Source organism: Caulobacter sp. GW822-FHT07D08, from assembly GCF_058798735.1.
The window spans coordinates 51353-70121 of the sequence record NZ_JBXAKU010000001.1 but is presented as its reverse complement, the minus strand read 5'-3'; the positions used below and the strand labels follow the sequence as shown (position 1 = coordinate 70121).

The 18769-nt window shown below is 67.3% G+C and carries 16 protein-coding genes; 7 read left to right on the top strand and 9 right to left on the bottom strand.

The window, feature by feature from the left end; translation table 11 throughout:
• Positions 1-110 precede the first annotated feature (110 nt).
• On the top strand, positions 111-521 hold the full coding sequence (locus AC1RJ9_RS00300) for a DUF2442 domain-containing protein (protein ID WP_492835797.1): 411 nt from the start codon (positions 111-113) through the stop codon (positions 519-521).
• On the opposite strand, the gene AC1RJ9_RS00295 is transcribed toward AC1RJ9_RS00300, so the two are convergent.
• The gene (locus tag AC1RJ9_RS00295; protein WP_492835799.1) at positions 518-2743 is read right to left on the bottom strand and encodes a putative bifunctional diguanylate cyclase/phosphodiesterase; all 2226 of its coding nucleotides are present in this window, start codon (positions 2741-2743) and stop codon (positions 518-520) included. The genes AC1RJ9_RS00300 and AC1RJ9_RS00295 overlap by 4 nt on opposite strands.
• 275 nt (positions 2744-3018) lie before the next feature.
• A complete protein-coding gene (locus AC1RJ9_RS00290) occupies positions 3019-3378 on the bottom strand; it encodes a phage holin family protein (RefSeq protein WP_492835801.1) in 360 nt (119 codons plus the stop codon).
• Positions 3379-3483: 105 nt separating this feature from the next.
• On the opposite strand from AC1RJ9_RS00290, the gene AC1RJ9_RS00285 reads away from it, so the two are divergent.
• Together AC1RJ9_RS00285 and rpoH are read left to right on the top strand one after the other, a co-directional pair.
• Positions 3484-3588 (top strand): hypothetical protein, encoded by a 105-nt coding sequence (locus AC1RJ9_RS00285; RefSeq protein ID WP_125155962.1) that lies wholly within the window; start codon positions 3484-3486, stop codon positions 3586-3588.
• Positions 3585-4481, top strand: coding sequence for an RNA polymerase sigma factor RpoH (gene rpoH / locus AC1RJ9_RS00280; RefSeq protein ID WP_492835803.1), 897 nt, complete (start codon positions 3585-3587; stop codon positions 4479-4481). The genes AC1RJ9_RS00285 and rpoH overlap by 4 nt, the downstream gene beginning before the upstream one ends.
• 103 nt (positions 4482-4584) lie before the next feature.
• Here the strand turns inward: rpoH and AC1RJ9_RS00275 are convergent, their stop codons facing one another.
• Together AC1RJ9_RS00275 and AC1RJ9_RS00270 are read right to left on the bottom strand one after the other, a co-directional pair.
• Positions 4585-6405, bottom strand: coding sequence for an alpha/beta fold hydrolase (locus AC1RJ9_RS00275; RefSeq protein ID WP_492835805.1), 1821 nt, complete (start codon positions 6403-6405; stop codon positions 4585-4587).
• 104 nt (positions 6406-6509) lie between these two features.
• Positions 6510-6635 (bottom strand): hypothetical protein, encoded by a 126-nt coding sequence (locus tag AC1RJ9_RS00270; RefSeq protein ID WP_492835807.1) that lies wholly within the window; start codon positions 6633-6635, stop codon positions 6510-6512.
• A gap of 220 nt (positions 6636-6855) precedes the next feature.
• On the opposite strand from AC1RJ9_RS00270, the gene AC1RJ9_RS00265 reads away from it, so the two are divergent.
• Together AC1RJ9_RS00265 and AC1RJ9_RS00260 are read left to right on the top strand one after the other, a co-directional pair.
• Positions 6856-7581 carry an alpha/beta fold hydrolase gene (locus AC1RJ9_RS00265; protein ID WP_492835809.1) on the top strand — a complete coding sequence of 242 codons (726 nt, stop codon included), beginning with the start codon at positions 6856-6858 and terminating at the stop codon, positions 7579-7581.
• 132 nt (positions 7582-7713) lie between these two features.
• Entirely contained in the window at positions 7714-10002 is a 2289-nt protein-coding gene (locus AC1RJ9_RS00260; RefSeq protein WP_492835811.1) for a TonB-dependent receptor plug domain-containing protein, read from the top strand.
• Between the two features lie 91 nt (positions 10003-10093).
• On the opposite strand, the gene AC1RJ9_RS00255 is transcribed toward AC1RJ9_RS00260, so the two are convergent.
• From AC1RJ9_RS00255 to AC1RJ9_RS00235, 5 genes are all read right to left on the bottom strand, one after another.
• Positions 10094-10840 (bottom strand): response regulator, encoded by a 747-nt coding sequence (locus AC1RJ9_RS00255; RefSeq protein WP_492836105.1) that lies wholly within the window; start codon positions 10838-10840, stop codon positions 10094-10096.
• 172 nt (positions 10841-11012) lie between these two features.
• A complete protein-coding gene (locus AC1RJ9_RS00250; RefSeq protein WP_492835813.1) occupies positions 11013-12161 on the bottom strand; it encodes a hypothetical protein in 1149 nt (382 codons plus the stop codon).
• A gap of 168 nt (positions 12162-12329) precedes the next feature.
• A complete protein-coding gene (locus tag AC1RJ9_RS00245; protein WP_492835815.1) occupies positions 12330-14009 on the bottom strand; it encodes an ATP-binding protein in 1680 nt (559 codons plus the stop codon).
• A gap of 168 nt (positions 14010-14177) precedes the next feature.
• The gene (locus tag AC1RJ9_RS00240) at positions 14178-15464 is read right to left on the bottom strand and encodes an adenylosuccinate synthase (protein ID WP_492835817.1); all 1287 of its coding nucleotides are present in this window, start codon (positions 15462-15464) and stop codon (positions 14178-14180) included.
• A 139-nt stretch (positions 15465-15603) separates the two neighbouring features.
• Positions 15604-16212: an acyloxyacyl hydrolase gene (locus AC1RJ9_RS00235; protein WP_492835819.1), complete on the bottom strand. Its 609-nt coding sequence runs from the start codon at positions 16210-16212 to the stop codon at positions 15604-15606.
• Positions 16213-16357: 145 nt separating this feature from the next.
• Here AC1RJ9_RS00235 and AC1RJ9_RS00230 point away from each other — a divergent pair, with 145 nt between their 5' ends.
• A complete protein-coding gene (locus tag AC1RJ9_RS00230) occupies positions 16358-17335 on the top strand; it encodes a threonine ammonia-lyase (RefSeq protein ID WP_492835821.1) in 978 nt (325 codons plus the stop codon).
• Between the two features lie 135 nt (positions 17336-17470).
• On the top strand, positions 17471-18682 hold the full coding sequence (locus AC1RJ9_RS00225; protein ID WP_492835823.1) for an alanine racemase: 1212 nt from the start codon (positions 17471-17473) through the stop codon (positions 18680-18682).
• Positions 18683-18769 lie beyond the last annotated feature (87 nt).

Here is an 18769-nt window from a genome sequence, read left to right as displayed (position 1 = left end):
GAATGTAAACATCCATAGGTTGAGATTGTCGCAAGCGCGGGAACTGGCGCCAATCATCGAACAGGTCGAGGCCAACCTCGAGCTGCTCTGCACGGAATGGAGACGCGTGCATGGCGATTACCGATGAAGAGATCGAAGCGGCGACGCGACGTGGCGAGGCTTCGCGGGCCCAAAGCCCCCAGGCCCTAGCGGCGCGTTATGACTCCGCGCGAGGCCTCGTGGAGATCGCCCTGGCGAACGGCGCCTTCTTCAGCTTTCCGCCAAGTCTGGCCCAGGCGCTGCAAGGTGCGACGACCGCCCAATTGAAGGCGATCGAAGTTGTCGGCGCGGGTACGGGACTACATTTCCCAGCGATCGACGCCGATCTCTACATCCCCGCCCTGATCGAGGGCGTCTTTGGCTCGAAGGCCTGGATGGCGGCCCGAATGGGTCAGCAGGGTGGTCTGGCGCGGACCGACAGCAAGGCCGCGGCCGCAAGGGCGAATGGCAAGCTGGGCGGTCGACCGCGAAAGACGGGCTAAGTCCCGAGCCGCTGTAACCCCTCATCCCCCCACGCCTGCGGCGCGGGTCCCTCCTTCTCCCTCTGGGAGAAGGTGACAACGGGGGCCGCGGCCGCTTCAGCCGCCGCGCTGGCGCTCGTCTCGGTGATCCCCAGCAGCTTGGCGATCTCGCTGGCCGGGGCCGGGCGGCTGATGAAATAGCCCTGGATCTCGGCGCAGCCCTGGCCGCGCAGGGCGTTCAGCTGCTCCAGGGTCTCGACGCCCTCGGCCGTGGTGACGATGCCCATGGACGAGCCGAGGTCGAGCACGGCCTTGATGATGGCCATGGCGTCGCTGTCTTCCAGGATGTCGCGGACGAAGGTCTGGTCGATCTTGATCTTGTCGAACGGGAAGCTGCGCAGATAGCTGAGCGAGCTGTAGCCCGTGCCGAAGTCGTCCATCGAGATCCGCACGCCCAGGGCCTTCAGGTCGTGCAGCATCGACATGTTGGCGGCGCTGTCCTGCAGCAGCACCGACTCGGTGATCTCCAGCTCCAGGCGCTCAGCCGGCAGGCCCGAGGCGGCCAGGGCCGAGACGACGGTGCGCACCAGGCCCCGGTCGCGGAACTGGGCCGGCGACAGGTTCACCGCCAGGCGCACGTGATCGGGCCATCGGGCCGCTTCCGCGCAGGCCGTGCGCAGCACCCAATCGCCCAGCGGGACGATGAGGCCGATCTCCTCGGCCAGCGGGATGAAGTCGGCCGGCGAGACCATGCCCCGGTCGGGGTGGCGCCAGCGCAGCAGGGCCTCGCAGCCCGTCACTTGCTCGGCGCCCAGATTGTACAGCGGCTGGTAGTAGAGCTCGAACTCGCCGGCCGTCAGGGCCCGGCGCAGATCGAGCTCAAGCGCGCGGCGGGCCTGCAACTGCTCGTCCATGGCGCGTTCGAAGAAGTGGAAGGCGCCGCGACCGTCGGCCTTGGCGCGATAGAGGGCCATGTCGGCCTTCTTCAGCAGTTCGTCGGCGTCCTCGCCGTCCGACGGCGCGGCGGCGACGCCGACGCTGGCGCCGATCACCACCTGGTGGCCCTGCAGGTCGAACGGCGCCGACATCGCCTCGACGATGCGCTCGGCCAGGCGCGTGGCGCCGGTCATGTCGGACAGGCCGGCCTGAACCACCGCGAACTCGTCGCCGCCCAGGCGGGCCACGGTGTCGCCTTCGCGCACGCAGCCGCGCAGGCGCTCGGCGGCGACGCGCAGCAGCTCGTCGCCCAGCGGGTGGCCGAGGGTGTCGTTGACGGTCTTGAAGCGATCCAGGTCGATGAAGTGGACGGCCAGCTGGTCGCCCTTTCGGGCGCGGCGGGCCAGGGCCTCGGACAGGTGCCGCTGAAACAGCACGCGGTTGGGCAGCTCGGTCAGCGGATCGTAGTGCGCCAGGCGCGCGATCTGGGCCTCGGCGCGCTTGCGTTCGGCGATGTCTTCCGAGACGCCCAGCAGGTATTCGGCCTGCCCCTCGGCGTTGCGCAGGGCGATCTTCTTGGTGCGGAGGATGGCCATGCCGCCGTCCTTGCGCGGCACGTGGTCTTCCTCGATCACGCGAACCTCGCCCGACTCCAGCACCTCGCGGTCGCGCTCGACATACAGCGCCGCCAGCTCGGCGTCGTGGAAGTCGGCGTCGGTCTTGCCGATCACCTCGGCGCGCGGCCGGCCCAGCATTTTCTCGCCGGCGCGGTTCAGCAGCACATAGCTGTGATCGTCGGCGCGCTTGACGAAGACCATCGAGGGCATGGCCTCGACAATGGCGGTCATGAAGGTTTCAGCGCGCTCGACATCGGCCTTGGCGGCGGCCAGATCGGCCACGCCCCGGCGGTTGGTCTCGTTGGCGGCCTGCAGCAGACCCAGCACCGTGCCAACGCCGAGATACCGGCCCCCCTCGGTGACGATGAAGCCGCGCAGCAGGTCGGACGCCCGGTACGACAGGCTGTCGCTGGTGAACTCGGCCAGGGCCGTGTCGGCGTCGACGACCAGCGGCTCGCTGTCCATCAGCGTCGAGATCGGACGGTTGGCGTAGAGGGCGCGGCCGTATTCGGCGGCCATGCGCAGGAAGAAGGCGTTGCGTTCGACCAGGCCGATCGGGCGGTCGTCGGCGTCGACCACGGGCACGATCAGGGTGTCGGGCTCCTCGCGGAACCGCTCGTACAGGGCTTTGCCGAGATCGTCCTGACGCGCGGGGGTCAGGGAAGAAACGGTATCCCGCAGGGTGAACATGGCAACGCCTCCACTCGCGGAGGGAAGGATCATTTCCTCGGCTAACGACGTGCTAATGGCCCCGCTTGAACGGTGTTATTTCGCGAAAACTTCATAGCGACGTCACAGTGCTTGCGGGCGCGTTTACCGTTCCCGTCTACTCTGACTGGCGACCTGAACCCGGCGCCCGCTATCCATGAAAATCCCGGGCCGGGAAATCCTCCGGCGGGGCGAGCTTGACCACTGGCTCCTCCGGTCGTCGAACGCGGCGCCCGCGGGCGCCCCGGACGGCGTGATCAGCCCATTTCCTTCCTGGCGTCCCCCAGCAGCACCTGGCCAACCCAGCTGACGATCCCCGTCACCACGGCCGCCTGCACCCCGGCCCACAGGCCGTCCACCGCCAGCCCGTCGAGGAGCCAGGCCACCAGCCCGATCATCGCCGCGTTCACCACCAGCAGGAACAGGCCCAGGGTCAGAAGGGTCAGCGGGAAGGTCAGGACGGTGACCACCGGCCGGACGATGGCGTTGACGATCCCCAGCAGCAGGCCGGCGATCAGCAGGGTCTTCCAGCCATCGGCCGTGACGCCGGGCACGATGCGCGCGGCCAGCCACAGGCCGGCGGCGGCGATCAGGATGCGGAAGATGAAACGGAACATGCGGCGCGACTCCCTCTCGATGGACGGAGATTGGCCCAATCCCGCCCCCGATCAAAGTGACGCCGCATTTGTACAATATCCCAGCGGGCAACTCGGACATTACAAATGCGTTACCACTCTTCCAACCGCCGCTTCGCGAACTATCTAGTCCCTCGTGTGGGGGATGATCGCGCGCGATTGGCGAGCGGATCCGCACGCAAGGGGATATGAAAAGTATGGCCGTGAATTCTCTATCGGTGATGTCGCCGGACGGCGGCCTGTCGCGATACCTCACCGAGATCCGCAAGTTCCCGATGCTGCCCAAGGACGAGGAGTTCATGCTCGCCCAGCGCTGGAAAGAGCATCAGGACTCCGCCGCCGCCCACAAGATGGTCACGTCGCACCTGCGTCTCGTGGCCAAGATCGCCATGGGCTATCGCGGCTACGGCCTGCCGATCGGCGAGGTGATCTCTGAAGGCAATGTCGGCCTGATGCAGGCCGTCAAGAAGTTCGAGCCCGACAAGGGCTTCCGCCTGGCCACCTACGCCATGTGGTGGATCCGCGCCTCGATCCAGGAATACATCCTGCGTTCGTGGTCGCTGGTGAAGATGGGCACGACCGCCGCGCAGAAGAAGCTGTTCTTCAACCTGCGCAAGGCCAAGAGCCAGATCGAAGCCTTCCAGGACGGCGACCTGCGTCCCGACCAGGTCAGCGCCATCGCCACCAAGCTGGGCGTGCTGGACAGCGAGGTCATTTCGATGAACCGCCGCCTGTCGGGCCCCGACGCCTCGCTGAACGCGCCGCTGCGCGCCGACGGCGAAAGCGAGTGGCAGGACTGGCTGGCCGACGACGACCAGGTGTCGCAAGAGACCGTCGTCGCCGAGAACGAGGAGAAGTCGCTGCGGATGTCGCTTCTGGAAGAAGCGATGGTCGAGCTGACCGACCGCGAGCGTCACATCCTGACCGAGCGCCGCCTGAAGGACGACCCGACCACCCTGGAAGAACTGGCCGCCCGGTACGGCGTCAGCCGCGAACGCGTCCGCCAGATCGAGGTCCGGGCGTTCGAGAAGCTGCAGAAGACCATGCGCGAGGCGGCGATCGCCAAGAACATGGTGGATGCGTAAGGCTAGAGCTCACGTCAGTGGGACGGAAAGGGGCGCTCGCTGAGCGCCCCTTTTTCGTTGCGCCACGGTCCTGAAGGTCCGGTTGCCGGCAAGGCGCCCCGTCCTAATCGGTAGGACCATTTCGACGGTTCGGCATCACGCCCCTCAATGCCTCAACGACCTGGCGAAATGCAGTGATCCTGCCCTTATAGTTGGGATCGAGCGGGCTGACGTGACCGTACGGATGCGAGAGAAACCGCACACGGCTTGAGGCCTCGCAAGAAACGTAGTCGCGCCGGGGCGAGACTACGTCGTCCCTCTCGCCGACCACAATCGTGGTGGGGGAAGCTACCGGACAGGTTCGAAGGCCAGCGAAATAGTCGCCCGCCTCTTTGACCGTACCCCGCCCCCACAAACGCGCATTGACGCTGGCGCTGAGGGCCGCGATCTGGGCGCGTTGGGCAGGATCCTGGATCGACGAAAAGTCGGGCATCGCCACTGTTCCTGATGGCGCAGCAAGGACGATACCTCGCATCCGAGCCAGGAACCCCGGTTCGAAATGGCGATAGAAGCTGGCGCCGAAGCTGAAGGCGTACAACGACACATCGCCCCTGTGGCCGTAGACTTGTTCGGCATAGGCCTGGATCAGCGCTGCGTCGCGGCGAAGCGAAGCGGGTCCATCGGCCTGCAGGCGATCATACAGCGCGAATGTGTAGTCCGACCCGCCGTACTGCACGACGTCGACGTTGAACCCGTTGTCCAGGAGCGTGGCGATGTCGTTGTCAAACCCATTGTCGAGTGAGAGGTGCTGCCCAGGCCCGCCTCCAAGATAGAGCACCGTCGGTCGAGTTCCGGACATGTATCGTTGAACGAAGATCCCGTTCTTGCCGCCGATCCGGCGGACCTCTTGTTCGGCGATCAACGCCCCGCCGCACTCGATCGTGGCGCTCCGGGCGCCTTGAACAATTTCGTGCCTGGTCGTCGCCCGCCCGTTGGCCCCGCGGTAAGGGCCGTAGCTGATCAAGGCCGCGCCAATGCCGTTGTGAACGGCTACGCCGGAGATGTGCTCGGTGCGTCGCTGGCTTGCCAATCGGTTCACCGCTGCGACGAGTTCAGGGCGAACGCCTTTGGCCACGAGGCCCTCAGCCGTCCAGTAGCCATAGTACCGAGCATCGTCTTCACCAGAGAGAAGAACGGCCCGGGACTTTAGCGCCGTCTCGTCCCGCAGCGGCCTCCCGGCCGAAATCCGTAAAACGCTGCCGGAAGCCAGAGCGATCGCGTCCGGGCCATCGAACTTGAATTCGAGGTTGGCGCGGCGCTGCGAGAACGGGTTGCCGTTTATCCAGAGCGGACGTTCTGGTCCGCCATCCAAGCGGTAGCTGACGGAGTAATCCCGATCGCTGCGAACGAGATAGATCGATCGATCATCGGCCACGCGGCCATAGAGGTTTCGCGCGTTCGGACTCAGCTGTGAGCGCTGGCGGCTGGCGTCGACCAGGACCCCAGTATTTTTGTCTTTGGCCGCCTCTTCGTTACTGGCAAAGGGGCCGCCGGTCCGTCCGGCTTCGATGAAACCCAACACGTCTTCGCCAGTGGGGAAATATGGTCTCTGGTCCCCAACCGCTTGGGTGCGGGTGCTGAAGGCGCGAATGGCGTTGGCGCCGGTCGCTCGGCCCTGACCATCCATGCCCGCCGACACGAGGTATATTTCGTCGTCGGTAGCGCCAAAGTAAGTCCCGCGCGGGAAGGCGTCAGGATTGCTTGCTATCGCCACCTGACAATCTCGGCGACCCGTCAGGAGGCAATCGACCTCGGCATAGATGAGCTGCGCATCTTTCGACGCGTAAATGTAGCGGCCGTCAGGAGAAAAGCTGAGCGACCGACTGCCGCAAAACTCACTCGATCCTATTTGAGCCCGCGCGACCCCGACTTGCATCACCGCCACGAACGCGGCGCCAACTAGGCTCAGGTTTCGTCTCATTGTCCACCGTCAACGCAAAGATGCGGCCCCGCGCCAATTATCGCAGAGCCGCATCCCATAACTCGAATTTATACGTGAGCGATGACCTGATCGCCGACGCCGTCGCACCCGAAGTCAGCCGAGATTAGGCCGGTGTTGGGGTTGTAGAGAATACCCGTGTCGATCTGGCCGTTGCCATCTCGATCCCCGTACATGGCGCCGCCTATGCAGCCGTCTCGACTGCTTCCTGAAGTCCTGCGGCCGCCGCCTTGCTCGAAACCTTCCACGGGCCACGGCGTCGACTCCGCCCCCCCCCCGAACAGACGATGGGCAGGTCCGTTATCGGACGTCCGCGGCCGGCGTTGCTTGTATCGGTGTACTCCCCCATCTCCGGGCGGGAATGACTGAGCTTTCTATGGTGCTATGAGCACGGCAATGACCGACACGACCGCTCCCCTCCCCCAGCTGATCCTCCTGCCTGGCCTGCTCAACGACGCCGCGCTGTGGCGTGACCAGATCAGCGGCCTCTCCGACGTCGCCCGGCCGTGGGTCCCCGACCTGACGCCCTACGCCACGATCCGCGACATGGCGCGAAGCGTGCTGGAGAAGGCCGAGCCGACCTTCGCCCTGGCCGGGTTCTCGATGGGCGGCTACGTGGCCCAGGAGATCGCGCGGATCGCGCCCCAGCGCATCGAGCGGCTGGCCCTGCTGGACACCTCGATGCGCGTCGACACGGCCGAGCGCGCCGCCCAGCGCCGGGCCCTGAACAAGGCGGCCGCCAAGGGCGGGACGTTCCTGGGGATCGGCCAGGCGATCATGAAGAGCTATGTCGACGCCTCGCGCCTGGACGACGCCGACCTGACCGGCCGCATCGTCGACATGACCCAGCGCCTGGGCCGCGAGGTCTTCCTGCGCCAGAACAGCCTGGAGCGCGAGGACGGCGAGGCGGCTTTGCGCGCCCTCCGCGTGCCGCTGGTCATCATTGTCGGCGAGAACGACCAGATCACCCCCGCCGCCGGTCATCGCGCGATGGCGGCGGCGATCGGCTGCACGCACCTGCTGGTCATCCCCAACACCGGCCACATGACGCCGATGGAGGCGCCAGGGCCGGTGAACGGGGCGCTGCGCCACTGGCTGCAACGCCCCGCGGGGACGCGGTAGGCGCGACCGCGCCGGGCGACCTTCAAGATTCTGAGATAAAACTGTCAGGGAAACATCGCCTCCTAAAACTATGCCGACCCCGGGCTGTCCAAGCGCGCTGCTCAAGAATGCGCGACGAACAAGGGGATACTGATGAAGAAGACCATGCTCTTCGCGCTGGCGGCCTTCGGGCCGCTGGCCCTGGCGTCTGTCGCCGCCGCCGCGCCTGAGGACGCGCCGATCGCCACCGCTGAAACGCCGACCCTGGCCTCGGAAGTCGTGGTCCAGGCCAAGATCGCCTATCGCAACCGCAGCGAATCGACCGCCCCGGTCCTCGACTACGGCCTCGACTATTTCCAGCGCTTCGAGCCGCTGACCGTCGGCGACGCTCTCAAGCGCGTGCCCAGCGTCTCGTTCTTGTCGGACGTGCTGGAGTCGGACGGCGTGCGCCTGCGCGGCCTCGACCCGGCCTACACCCAGATCCTGATCAACGGGGAGAGGGTCCCCGGCTCGGGCTCCAGCTCGGGCACGTTCGGCAACGGCGCGGACCAGGCCTTCTTCGTCGACCGCATCCCGGCCGAGCTGATCGACCACATCGAGATCGTCCGCGGCAACAGCGCCAACCGCAGCGGCGACGCCGTGGCCGGCGCGCTGAACATCGTGCTGCGTGACGCCATGAACCTGGACGGCGGCTATGTCCGCGTCGGCGCTCTGCACTTCGACGACAAGCGCGTGCGCGAGACCTATGGCGCGGTTTGGGGCGGCCAGGTCGGCCCCGGCCGCCTGCTGGTCGGCGCCAACGTCCAGGGCCGCCGCAATCCGAAGGAAAAGCTCAGCCTGCGCTACGATAAGCCGGGCGCGGCCCTGAACAACAACGAAATCCAGACCGACAAGCGCAACGGCACCGACAGCTCGTTCAACATCGCCTACGACGTGCCGGTCGGCGCCGGCCAGCTGTCGGTCAACGGCTTCTACGTCCACACCGACCGATATCAGAACGAAGACTCGATCGAGTACAACACCGGCTCCAACGTCACCGCCAACCTGTCGACCATCAACGACAATGACGTCGACATCCAGCAGGACAGCTATTCGCTGAACGGCAAGTACAAGTTCCCGATGGCCGGCGGCGAGACCAGCATCAAGCTGGGCTACGCCTCGTTCGAGAACAACGAATACGAGTTCGAGTACGAGACCGAATATCTGCGTGACTCGACCCCGTTCCCGGACGGCGACCGCTTCACCGGCGACCGCGCCAAGACCCGCATCGCCGACGACGAGGTCTCGGCCAAGCTCGAGCACAAGCGCGACCTGACCGACAGCGCCAGCCTGGAGTTCGGCGTCCAGTACGAGGGCAAGCGTCGCGACGCCCACGTGCAGGAAGTCCCGCGCAATCGCTACAGCCTGCCGGCCGCTTCGCCGCCCGCCTACCGCCCCTATGGCGTGGTCGGCAGCGCGCGCCTGGAGCAGACCCGCATCGACCCTTACATCATGGCGTCGGGCCGCTCGAACGGCGTGAAGTGGGAAGCGGGCCTGCGCTACGAGACCACCGACGTCACGATCGAGGACTACGTCCTGAGGACCAAGGCGGACAAGGACTACCAGATCCTGCTGCCGTCGGCCTCGGTGCGCTACAACCTGTCGGGCGCCGACCAGATCTACGCCTCGGCCGCCCGCACGGTGCGCCGTCCCAGCTTCCAGCACCTTTCGCCGGTGCTGCTCGAGGAAGAGCTGGGCTCCAACGACTTCGTCGGCAACCCAGACCTGGACCCGGAAAAGGCCTGGGGTCTGGACGTCGGCTACGAGCACCGGATGGGCCGCGACGGCGTGTTCGGGGTCAATGTCTTCTACCGCGACATCAAGGACCTGATCGAACTGGCCAACACCGGCAAGCGCGGCTCGGCCGATGATCCGCCGGACGACATCGCCTGGGTCTATTCGGCCCGCAACACCGGCGACGGCCAGGTCTACGGGATCGAGTTCGACCTCTCGACGCCCCTGACGATCATCGGCCTGGAGAATACCGGGGTGTTCCTGAACTACTCGTACCTCGACTCCAAGGTCAGCGACGAGTTCGGCAAGCGCCGGTTCAACAGCCAGGCCGAGTCGGTGTTCAACGTCGGCTTCATCCAGGACATCCCGTCGTTCGGCGCGTCGTTCGGCATGTCCTATCGCAAGCAGGGCGAGGCCTACAGCCGCGTCGTCGGCGAGGAGGTCACCACCACCTACGGCGCCGACCTTGAAGCCTTCATCGAGAAACGCATCGGCAAGAGCATGGTCGTGCGCCTGACCGGCTCGAACCTGCTGGACGCCAACAAGCGCGAGACGTTCAACAAGTTCACCACCCTGACCAGCCAGCAGACCCGCGACTTCGACGAGTACGAGCTCGAGCGCGAAAAGGCCGGTCCGGTGTTCCAACTGGTCGCCCGCGTGGCGTTCTAGGGGACCGACAACCTGAAACGAAGAAGGCGGCGCCCGCGAGGACGCCGCCTTTTTTGTTGTTCCCCCCTGCCCTAGAGAGGAAGGAGCAACGCTACGCCGCCCGGCCCTTGTCCTCGCCGACCATGAAGCCCAGCAGGGCGTCAATGCGCTTGACCAGCTCCAAGCGGGCCGCAGGACCGGCCAGGTCCGCGCCCATGCAGGTTTCCAGCGCCGCGGCGGCCTCGACCAGGCGGCGGTCCTTGATGAACTCGCCGACCTTGCGCAACTCGACCGCCTGGGCGATCAGGGCGCGGCGGGCCTGGGCCGGATCGCTGTCCAGCGCGGTGGCGGCGGATTTGACGATACGCAGGGCCTGGGACAGGCGCGCGCCGGGCGTGCCGGCCCCGTCGGCCTTGCGCTTGCGCGGGCCCTTGTAGTCGGCCGAGTTGAAGCGGCGGCGGTCGGGACCGACATAGGCCACGGCCTCGATCCAGTCGCGCGGCTTGAGGGTCACCGCTTCGAGGCGGCGCTCCAGATCGCCCAGATTGAAGGGCTTGCGCATGAACTCGTGCACGCCGGCGTCGCGGGCGCCGAAGATCGCTTCGGCGGTGGCTTCGGCCGTGCACATGATCACCGGGGCCTCGCGGCACATCAGGTCGCTGCGGCGAATCTTGCGGGTGAAGGCCAGGCCGTCGACGCCGGCCTGGTTGTGCTCGACGAAGATCAGCTGGGGATCAGTGGCGCGGGCCATGGCGTAGCCCTTCTCCGCCGATGGCGCGGCGAAGATCTGCACGCCCCCCAGCGGGCGCAGGTGCTCGGCCAGCAAGCGCGCCGTCGCCGGATTCGGATCGACGACCATGACTCGCTGCACCTTGGCGGCGACACGCTGGATTGTGCGGACGTTACCGTCGAACACGGACCACAGACTCCTCGAAACTAGACCCCGACGAATAGACCCAGAATGTAAAAATCCGCTTATAATCGCGCGGCGATTAATCGCGTCAGTTTGTCGTGCTCGCTCCGTGCGCTCGCTAGGCGCCCAGGGGCACCGACAGGCCGGCCTCGAAGTCCATCAGGATATCGATGGCCTCCTCGACGTCGACCGTCAGCGGCTCGTTCTGGGGGAAGCGATAACGCCAGTAGCTGGAGATGTGGGAGATCACCCCCACCCGCTCGCCCAGCGACAGGAACATCTCGGGCGCGCGCAACAGGAAGTCGCGGAAGGCCGTGGGCCGGCCGTTCTCGATCAGATCCTCGAACGCGTCGTCATAGACCTTCAGCGTGCGCAGGATCGCCGAGCGCTCGACCAGCACCCCGCCCTGCAGGCGGCGGCGGGAGTCGTCGACGAACTTGGCGGTCTCGGCGTCCTTGTTGCCGGTGACGATCAGGCGGCCGATCTCCTGACCCACCGTGGTCAGCTGCGGCCACAGCTTGGTCAGCATCCACTTGTAATAGAGGAAGCCCTTCCAGCTGAAGACGCCCTCCTTGAAGCTCTCGCCCTCCATGACCAGGGTGTCGCGCAGCGGCTCCAGGCGCTCGTCGACATCGGTCGACAGCAGGGCCTCGACCAGGCGGGCGGCATGCGCGCGGCCGACGCCGCCGGCCCCGCGATAGGCCAGTTCGATCAGCCGCGAGATTTCCAGGGTCACGAAGCCCTGCATGTTCTCGTAGTCGGCCGTCGACAGGGCGAAATAGCAGTTGGCCACCAGCACGCCGTGGCGGCGCAGGTGCTCGCGCAGCAGGAACGGATCCAGTGACGGCAGCACGTCGATCATGCGCAGGGTGGCGAGATCGCGGCTCATGTCGCCCGAGGCGTTGCAGGCCTCGACCACCAGATCGGCCCAGCCGCGCTGACCCACGAACACCGACTGGCCGCCCAGCCCCAGGTCCTTGCGGTCGAACGGGATGATGATCTTGGTCGCCGTCGGCCGGGCTTCGTCGAACAGGTAGATGTCGTCGTTGCGCAGGCGGTGCTTCAGCACGATGGCGGTGTTCAGGGTCCGGTTCCGGAACAGCGGCGCCTGAGCGTATTCGGGCCGGTGGGCGCTATCGGCTTCGACGGCCAGCAGGTTGAGGACACGGCTGGTCGAGGCCGTGCGCTCCAGGGCGCGCAGGCTGCGCATCATCCGATCGGACTTGTGGATCGGCTTCAGCTTGCGGCGACGCGCGAGTGCGGACACGAAAACCCCTTGTGTAGACACGCCGTCATAAGGCCGGGGTGGCTAACAAACGCTAACCAAACGACGTTCGCTCAATCGCACGCAACCGGAAGCGGGGACGCGGGGTCGCTCGAATCCTTCCCCACGGGCGCCCCGGAGGAACTGGCCCGCTATATCGGGGAATAGGCTCTAGCTCGCGGCCTTCAGCGCTTCGGGCGCCGACGCCGCGCCGCGCATCCTGGCCACCGTCATCAGCAGTCCGGCCGGCTGGATCGGCTTGGGATGGGCGTCGTCGAAGCCCTGGGCCAGCAGGCGCTCGGCGTCGCCGACCATGGCGTCGGCGGTCAGGGCCACAACCGGCAGGTCGACCCGGCCGCCCTCGCCCGCGCGGATGCGGCGCACGGTCTCGACGCCATCCATCACCGGCATGTGCACGTCCATCAGCACGACGTCGAAGTCCTCGACCCGCAGGCGGGCCAGGGCCGTGTGGCCATCGGCGGCGGTCGCCACCAGGACTCCGGCGGCTTCCAGGATGGCGCGGGCCACGGTCTGGTTGATGGCGTTGTCGTCGACGACCAGCACCCGCGCTCCGGTCAAGTCGGCGGCGGCGGCGTCGTCCGACGCGTTCTCCGGCGCCGCGGCGGCGGGTAGCGGCAGGCGGGCGGTGAAGATCGAGCCCTCGCCCAGCGCGCTCTCCACGCCGATCTCGCCCCCCATCTGCTCGGCCAGGCGCCGGCAGATGGCCAGGCCCAGGCCGGTGCCGCCGAACCGGCGGGCGGTCGTGCGGTCGCCCTGGACGAACGGGGTGAAGAGCTGGGCGACCTGGGCGGCGTCCATGCCCACGCCGGTGTCGGACACGGACAGGGCGATCCCGTCGCCCTCTCCAGGACCGTTCGGCGCGACGCGGATGACAACCCGGCCGGCGTCGGTGAACTTCAGGGCGTTGGAAATCAGGTTGCGCAGGATCTGGCGCACGCGCGCATCGTCACCCGCCAGCCAGGCCGGCGTCGCCGGATCGATCTCGACGGCCAGCTCGACGCCCTTCAACAGCGCGGTCTCGCGCCAGACCAGGCGGATCTGCGAGACCGACTTGCGGATGTCGAACGGCGCGACATCCAGGACGAGCTTGCCGGCCTCGACCTTCGACAGGTCGAGGATGTCGTTGAGAATGGTCATCAGGCCGTGGCCCGACTGTTCGATCGTGTCCAGGTAGTCCATCTGGCGCGCGTCGAGGTTGGTGCCGCGCAGGGCATGGGCCAGACCCAGCATCCCATTCATCGGCGTGCGCAGCTCATGGCTCATCATCGCCAGGAAGTCCGACTTGGCGCGACTGGCCTCCAGGGCCTCGATCTCGGCGCGCTCGAGAGCCTGGGCGGACTTGCGCATCACGCGCACCGCGTCGATGGCGTAGCCGATGAGGCCGGCGATCGTCACAAGGACCACGGCCTTGTCCCAGACGGTGAAGCGCTTGGCCAGCAGGGCGATCAGGGTCAGGGCCCCGAACGGCCCGGGCAGGATGGCGAGCATGGCCGCCCAGCTGACCGTGGCGTATTTCAGCCCCTCGACCACCATGCCGAACAGGATGATCACGGCGGCGAACTTCATCGCTATCGGACCATGCACCGCGCTCCAGCCGGCCATGATCGACCAGGCGGCCGCGAAGCAGACCGGCGGCCCCACCCGCAGAGCCAGCGGCGTGCGCCCGGTCTGACGCGGTTCGAAGACCAGTTGCAGATAGACGAGCCAGCCTTCGAGGACGACATTCACCGCGCCCCAGGCCAGGGCCGGCCCGGCGCCGAAGTGAAAGGCCAGCAGCCCGCCCACCAGGGTGGTGACGATCAGGCGCGCGACGCGGCTGCGCCGGCTCATCAAGAGCGAGGCGCCTTCTCGTCCGTCGTCCAGGATATCTCGAAGAGCCAAACGCTCCTCCCGCAAGACTAGAGCTTCAGGCCGCCCTGCTCTAGGTCGCGGGAGGCTAGGCGAACAAGGTTCACCAAGCGTTTACCGTGCGACAGTCCGCCGCGCCTTTTTTGCGCTCTATCCCTGGAAAGGATCGCGCATCAGGATGGTGTCGTCGCGCTCGGGGCTGGTCGACAGCAGGGCGACCGGGGCGCCGATCAGTTCCTCGACGCGACGCACATACTTGATGGCGTTGGCGTTGAGGTCCTTGAACGAGCGGGCGCCGGCGGTGCTTTCGGTCCAGCCGGCGATCTCCTCGTAGACCGGCGTGGCGGCGGCCTGGTCGCGCAGGCCGGCCGGCAGGTAGTCGAGGACCTTGTCGCCGATCTTGTAGCCGACGCAGATCTTCAGGGTCTCCAGCCCATCCAGCACGTCCAGCTTGGTCAAGGCGACGCCGTGGATGCCGTTGATGGCCACCGACTGGCGGACCAGAACCGAGTCGAACCAGCCGCAGCGACGGGCGCGGCCGGTGTTGACGCCGACCTCGCGGCCGACGGTCGACAGGTGCTTGCCGACGTCGTCGAACAGCTCGGCCGGGAACGGACCTTCGCCCACGCGGGTGGTGTAGGCCTTGACGATGCCCAGCACGAAGCCGGTCGCCGACGGACCCATGCCCGAGCCGGCCGAGGCCTGGCCCGCCGCTGTATTGGAAGAGGTCACGAAGGGGTAAGTGCCGTGGTCGACGTCCAGCAGCGAGCCTTGCGCGCCTTCGAACAGGATGCGGCGGCCGGCCTTGTAGGCCTGGTCCAACACCCGCCACGCCGGCTGGGCGTAGGGCAGGATGCGCGGGGCCAGTTCCATCAAGGCGTCGAACAGCTCCTGAGCGTTGGCCTCGGGCAGGTTCAGGCCGCGCCGCAGGGCGCCGTGGTGGCTCAGCAGACGCTCGATCTTCGGCTTCAGGGCTTCGGGATCGGCCAGGTCGGCGACGCGGATGGCGCGGCGGCCGACCTTGTCCTCATAGGCCGGACCGATGCCGCGGCCGGTGGTGCCGATCTTCTGGGTCGAGGCCGCCTCGCGGGCCTGGTCCAGGTCGCGGTGCAGCGGCAGGATCAGGCAGGCGTTGTCGGCCAGGATCAGCAGCTCGGGCGTGATGTTGACGCCCTGGTCGGCGATCTTGTCGATCTCGGAGAGCAGGTGCCAGGGATCGACCACGACGCCGTTGCCGATCACCGACAGCTTGCCCTGGACGACGCCCGAGGGCAGCAGGGCCAGCTTGTAGACCTTGCCGTCGACCACCAGCGTGTGGCCGGCGTTGTGCCCGCCCTGGAACCGCACGACGACATCGGCCCGGTTGCTGAGCCAGTCGACGATCTTGCCCTTGCCTTCGTCGCCCCACTGGGCGCCGACAACGGTCACGTTTGCCATGGTGGAGATATGCCTTGTCGCCTGCCGGGTGACGTCGCGGGGTCCTTCGACAGGACTCGACCCCGGACGTTCAATCAGTTTTGGCCACCCTTGTTTTCAAGGGGCGACACGCGAACCGTCAAATCGGCTCGGCGCGAAGTCAGAAGGCGTAAACCAGCCTGACCCCCGCGTCGTCAAGCCCCTGGTTCTTGCCCTGGTGGAAGATCTGGCCGTTCGACAGGTGGGTATAGGAAAGCTCGACCGACACCTTGTCGCTGACCTGGTAGCCCAGGGCCAGCTCCGGCTCGAACAGCACCTTCGAGCCGAAATCGATGCGGTGATAATAGAGATAGGTCCGGCGATCGCGCTCGGCCTGGGTCAGGCCCGGCGCGTTGGCGGGCGGCAGGCCGGCCTTGCCGTCGGTATAGGCCAGGCCGATCCCGGGGCGGAAATAGAAGCCGCCCGGCTGGCCCAGCTCGATCTTCCAGTCGAAGCCGGCGGCCACGAAGTTCGAGGTGTTCTTGGTGTTGATCGACACCATGGCGTGGACCTGCGGCTTGCCCAGCCAACGCAGGTTTTCCAGCTTGTCGGTGCGGTAGCCGAGGTGGATGTCGGCCCCGTCCTCGCGCCCGGCGGCGCCCAGGCCGACCGCGTTGCCGATGAAGGTCACGTCGTGCTTGTAGACCCCGACGAATGCCTCTTCGGCCATGGCGGGGGCGGCGCACCCCAGCACGACAGCAGCCGTGGCGGCGAACATGGCGGTCTTCATCGAGTCGTCCTGAACAGTCAGCCCATCCCTATATGGATTGAACGACGAAGGTCGCAAACTGTTTCAGGACCGCTCCTTGAACGGTTTTGCCCCGATGCGGCGGCGGTGCTTCAAAAGCGCCGCCGCAACCCCTAAACCTGGGGGCATGAACATCTGCCTCGCCGACATCCAAGCCGCCGCCGGACGCCTGAAGGGTCTGGCCGTCGAGACACCGCTGATCGAGAGCCCGGCGCTGAACGAACGCCTGAGCGGGCGGATCTTCCTGAAGCCCGAGACCCTGCAGCGGGCCGGGGCCTTCAAGTTCCGGGGAGCCTATAACCGCCTCAGCCAGCTGACCGACGCGGAGAAGGCGCGGGGCGTCGTGGCCTTCTCGTCCGGCAACCACGCCCAGGGCGTGGCCCTGGCGGCCAAGCTGCTGGAGATCCCGGCCCTGATCGTCATGCCGTCGGACTCGCCGGCCGTGAAGGTCGAGGGCACCCGGGGCTTCGGGGCCGAGATCCGCTTCTACGACCGCTTCACCGAGGACCGCGTGGCCATCGCCGACCAGATCGCGGCCGAGCGCGGCTGCGTGGTCGTGCCCTCCTACGACGATCCGCACATCATCGCCGGACAGGGCACGCTGGGGATCGAGATCGTCGAGCAGGCCAAGGCGCTGGGCGTCACGCTGGACCGGGTGCTCTCGCCGGTCGGCGGCGGCGGCCTGATCGCCGGGACCTCGACGGCGGTGAAGGCGCTTTCTCCGTCCACGGAGGTCTGGGGCGCCGAGCCCGCCGGCTTCGACGAGACCCGCCGCTCGCTGGAGAGCGGCCGGCGCGAAACCATCGACAAGGACGCCCGCTCGATCTGCGACGCCCTCTTGACCCCGACCCCCGGCGAGCTGACCTGGGCGATCAACAGCAAGACTCTGAGCGGGATCGCCGCCGTCACCGACGCCGAGGTCGCCGAGGCGATGCGCTACGCGTTCTCGGTGCTGAAGCTGGTGGTCGAGCCGGGCGGCTGCGTGGCGCTGACGGCGGCGCTGACCGGAAAGATCGACCTGAGAGGCCGGACGGCCGCGATCGTGCTGTCGGGCGGCAATGTCGATCCGGGCTTGTTCGCCAGCGTGCTCCGGGGTGAGATCTAGGCTCACCCTTCCCGATCAAAACCGTCATCCCGCGCTTTATGCGCGGGACCCATGGTTCAGCTCGCACGAGAGGGCTAGCTTTCCTTCGCCCTTGCGGCCGACAAATAGGTCCCGCGCATCAAACGCGGGATGACGATGAGGGATGGGAACAAAGTGAACTTTCCAGGCGCCGAACATCTCCCCCAGACGCCCCTCCTGGTCGTCGACCGCGCGGCGCTCACCCGCAACCTCGCCCGCATGCAGGCCCTCTGCGACGCCGCCGGCGTGCGCCTGCGCGCCCACGGCAAGACCCACAAGTGCTCCACGCTGGGCCGCCTGATCGTCGAAGGCGGCGCCGTCGGCCTGTGCTGTCAGACGGTGGGCGAGGCCGAGGCCTATGTGGCCGGCGGGATCACCGACATCCTCGTCACCGCCCCCGTCCCGCCCTGGGGACCGCCGCGCCTGGCCGCGCTAGCCAAGACCGGCGCGACCGTCGGCGTGGTCGCCGATGACGAGGGCCAGATCGATCGCCTGTCCGACGCCGCCGTCGCGGCCGGCGTCACGCTGGACCTGGTCGTCGACCTCGACCTCGGCACCCACCGCGCCGGCGCCTATCCCAAGGACGCCCCGCATCTGGCCCGCGCCGCCGACGCCGCGCCGGGCCTGCGGTTCGCCGGGATCCAGGCCTATCTCGGCCATATCCAGCATATGGACGACCTGGCGCTGCGTCGGAGCACCGCCGAAGCGTCCCACGTCGTGTTGAAGACCTTGGTCGCCGAGCTAACCGCCGCCGGCCTGCCGCCGGGCGTGGTGACGGGCGGCGGCACGGGCGCCCACGCCTTCGACCTGGCCTCGGGCGTCTATACCGAACTGCAGGCCGGGTCCTACGCCGTCATGGACGTCGAGTACGACGCCTGCGGCGCGCCGGACGGCGAAGCCTGGGCGTTCGAGCCGGCGCTGTTCATCGCCTCCACCGTCGTCTCGGCCAACCACAAGAGCCACGTCACCGTCGACGCCGGCTTCAAGGCCGTGTCGATGGACGGCCCGCCGGCCCGGGTGGTCGCCGGCGCCGCGCCGGGCTCCCTCTGGCGGCCGATGGGCGACGAGCACGGCATGATCGCCCACCCGGCCCTGATCGACGTGCTGAAGGCCGGCGGCCGCGATCCGCTGAGCTTCGACCGGGCCGTGGCCGACGCCGACGCCGATCCCGATCGCGCCGTCCCGGCTGATGCGCCCAGGGTCGGCGACCTGGTCTGGCTGCAGCCTGGCCACTGCGATCCGACCATCAATCTCTATGACGCCCTGCACGTCTGGGATGGCCAGCGGCTGGAGCGGTGGGCGGTGGATGGTCGGCGAGTGAGCTTTTGAACCGCTCTCCCCGGCGAATGCCGGGGCCCAGATCGAACCCACGGTCGTTCTGTGATCGGCCGAGGCAGAGGGCGCGAACAACCCAAT